A 3,666-nucleotide genomic window follows, 5' to 3' on the forward strand; every position below is an offset into this window, starting at 1 on the left:
TTTACTTTCAACACTGACAATCCAACCTTTACCGTTGTTTTGAAGCATAAGACTAAGACGGTTACGCCAGATAATCCGGGACAACCAGGTCAACCAGTTGATCCAAATAACCCAACTGGACCAAAGTACCCAGATGGAACTGGTGTAAATGACTTGACTAAGAACATTACAAGAACGGTTCACTACGTCTACGCTGACGGTAGTAAAGCCTCCGATGATCGTACTGAGACGGTTACTTACACTCGAACGGCAACCTTCGACCAGGTTACTGGCAAGATTATCAGTTATGGCGACTGGACTACTAAGAACGCGGTCTTCGATTCAATCGATTCGCCCGAAATTACAGGATACACTCCTGACAAGGCAACCGTTGGTGCTCTAACTACTACTGCCGACTCAACCGACTCGACTGATACGGTTACCTACACTGCTAACGATGAACAGGCTCACGTTCAATACATTGACCAAGATGATGGTAACCGGGTTATTAAAACTGACAATTTAAACGGTAAGTTCGGTTCTAAGTCTGATTACAGTACAAAGAACGAAATTGCCAGCTTAGAGGCCCAAGGTTACGAATTAGTCACTGATGGTTATCCAAATGGGTACGAATTTAATACCGACAACCCAACTTTCAAAGTTATCTTTAAACACAAGATGAAGACGGTTACCCCTGACAACCCAGGAAACCCAGGTGAACCAATTGATCCAAATAACCCAACGGGACCAAAATATCCTGATGGAACTAGTAAAGATAACTTAACCAAGTCAATTACGAGAACTATTCACTACGTTTACGCTGATGGTAGTAAAGCCGCAGATGACAAAGTAGAAACCGTTACTTTCAACAGAACGGCCACCTTTGACGAAGTAACTGGCAAGTTAACTTACAGTAACTGGACTTCAACGAACGCTGTCTTTGGACAAGTTGATTCTCCAGCAATCACGGGCTACACCCCTGATAAGACTAGTGTTAGTTCTGAAACTGCCACAGCTGACACACCTGACGGAAGTGTTACCGTTACGTACAATGCAAACGAACAAAAAGCCGTAGTTAACTATGTTGACGAAGATAACGGTGATGCCGTTCTTCATACTGATGACTTAACTGGTAAGTTTGGTAGTAAATCTGGTTACTCAACCAAAAATGAAATTGCCACTTTAGAAGCTAAGGGCTACGAGTTGGTATCCGACGGATACCCTGCTGATGGCTTTACTTTCAACACTGACAATCCAACCTTTACCGTTGTTTTGAAACACAAGATGAAGACGGTTACGCCAGATAATCCGGGACAACCAGGTCAACCAGTTGATCCAAATAACCCAACTGGACCAAAGTATCCTGATGGAACTGGCGTAAATGACTTGACTAAGAACATTACAAGAACCGTTCACTATGTTTACGCTGATGGTAGTAAAGCCGCTGATGATCAAGTAGAAACCGTTACTTTCACCAGAACGGCCACCTTTGACGAAGTAACTGGCAAGTTAACGTACAGTGCCTGGACTTCAACGAACGCTGTCTTTAGCTCAATTGATTCTCCAGCAATCACGGGCTACACTCCAGATAAAGCAAGTGTTGGTTCCGAAACTGCCACAGCCGACACGCCAGACGGATCTGTAACCGTTACCTACAATGCCAATGAAGAACAGGCTCGTGTTCAATACATTGACCAAGACGACGGCAACCGAGTTATTAAAACTGATAGCTTAAACGGTAAGTTTGGTTCTAAGTCGGATTACTCTACTAAAGCTGAAATTGCTGATTTAGAAAGTCAGGGTTACGAGTTAGTCACTGACGGTTATCCAAATGGGTATGAATTTAATACCGACAACCCAACTTTCAAAGTTATCTTTAAGCATAAGACCAAGACGGTTACGCCGGACAACCCTGGCAACCCAGGACAACCAGTGGATCCAAATAATCCAGATGGACCTCATTATCCTAATGGAACTGGTGTAAATGACCTGACTAAGAACATTACCAGAACGATTCACTACGTCTATGCTGATGGCAGCAAAGCTTCCGATGACAAAGTTGAAACGGTTACGTTTACAAGAACGGCAACTTTCGACCAAGTTACTGGCAAGATTATCAGCTACGGCGACTGGACTACTAAGAATGCGGTCTTTAGCTCAATTGATTCACCAGCCATTACGGGCTACACCCCTGATAAAGCTAGTGTTAGTTCTGAAACTGCCACCGCTGATACACCTGACGGAAGTGTTACCGTTACTTACAACGCTAACGAAGAAAAAGCACAAGTTAACTACGTCGACCAAGACGAAGGTAACAAGCTTATTTATAGCGATGCTTTAACTGGTAAGTTTGGTAGTAAGTCTGGTTACACTACGAAGGACGAAATTGCTAAACTAGAAGCTCAGGGCTACGAGCTAGTATCCGACGGATACCCTGCGGATGGCTTTACTTTCAACACTGACAATCCAACCTTTACCGTTGTTTTGAAACACAAGATGAAGACGGTTACACCGGATAACCCTGGTCAACCGGGACAACCAGTTGATCCAAATAATCCAACTGGACCGAAGTACCCAGATGGAACTAGTGTAAATGATCTGACTAAGAACATTACAAGAACCATCCACTACGTTTACGCTGATGGTAGTAAAGCTGCTGACGATCAAGTTGAGACAGTTACCTACACTCGAACTGCAACCTTTGATCAAGTAACCGGCAAGATTATCAGTTACGGCGACTGGACTACTAAGAATGCGGTCTTTAGCTCAATTGATTCTCCTGAAATTACGGGATACACCCCAGATAAGGCAAGTGTTGGTTCCGAAACTGCCACTGCTGACACACCGGACGGATCTGTTACGGTTACCTACAACGCCAACGATGAAAAGGCTCAAGTTGAGTACATCGATCAAGACAATGGTAACAAGGTTATTCATACTGATGGCTTGAACGGGAAGTTCGGTTCTAAGTCGGATTACAGTACGAAGGACGAAATCGCTAAACTAGAAGCCCAAGGATACGAATTAGTATCCGATGGCTTCCCAGGTGATGGTTACACCTTCAATACTGATAACCCAACCTTCAAGGTTGTTTTGAAACACAAGACCAAGGAAGTTACGCCAGATAACCCAGGAAACCCAGGTCAACCAGTGGATCCTAACAACCCAACGGGACCGAAGTATCCAGATGGTACTAGCAAGACCGACTTGACTAAGACCATTACCAGAACGGTGCACTACGTTTACGCTGATGGTAGCAAGGCTTCAGATGATCGCATTGAAACGGTTACGTTCAACAGAACGGCCACCTTTGATGAAGTAACGGGTAAGGTAACTTACAGTAACTGGACGTCAACGAACGCTGTCTTCGGTTCAATTGTTTCCCCAACCATTACGGGATACACACCTGATAAGGCAAGTGTTGGTTCTGAAACTGCAACGGCCGACACACCAGATTCAAGTGTCACGGTTACCTACAACGCTAACGATGAAGTCGTTCACATTAATTACGTGGATCAGGATAAAGGTAATGCCCTTATCACTAGTGATACCGTTAACGGTAAGTTTGGTAGCAAGGCCGATTACAGTACGAAAGATGAAATCGCTAAACTAGAAGCGCAAGGATATGAATTAGTATCCGACGGATACCCTGCGGATGGCTTTACCTTTAATACTGATGGCCCAACC

General features: G+C 44.2%; 1 protein-coding gene. It reads left to right on the plus strand.

From position 1 onward, the window contains the following. The coding region (locus tag AC6UD4_RS07170; protein WP_500694596.1) for a mucin-binding protein at positions 1-3,666 on the plus strand (3,666 nt) is incomplete at both ends.

The sequence above is a fragment of the Fructilactobacillus sp. X3R5C2 genome, assembly GCF_059901175.1.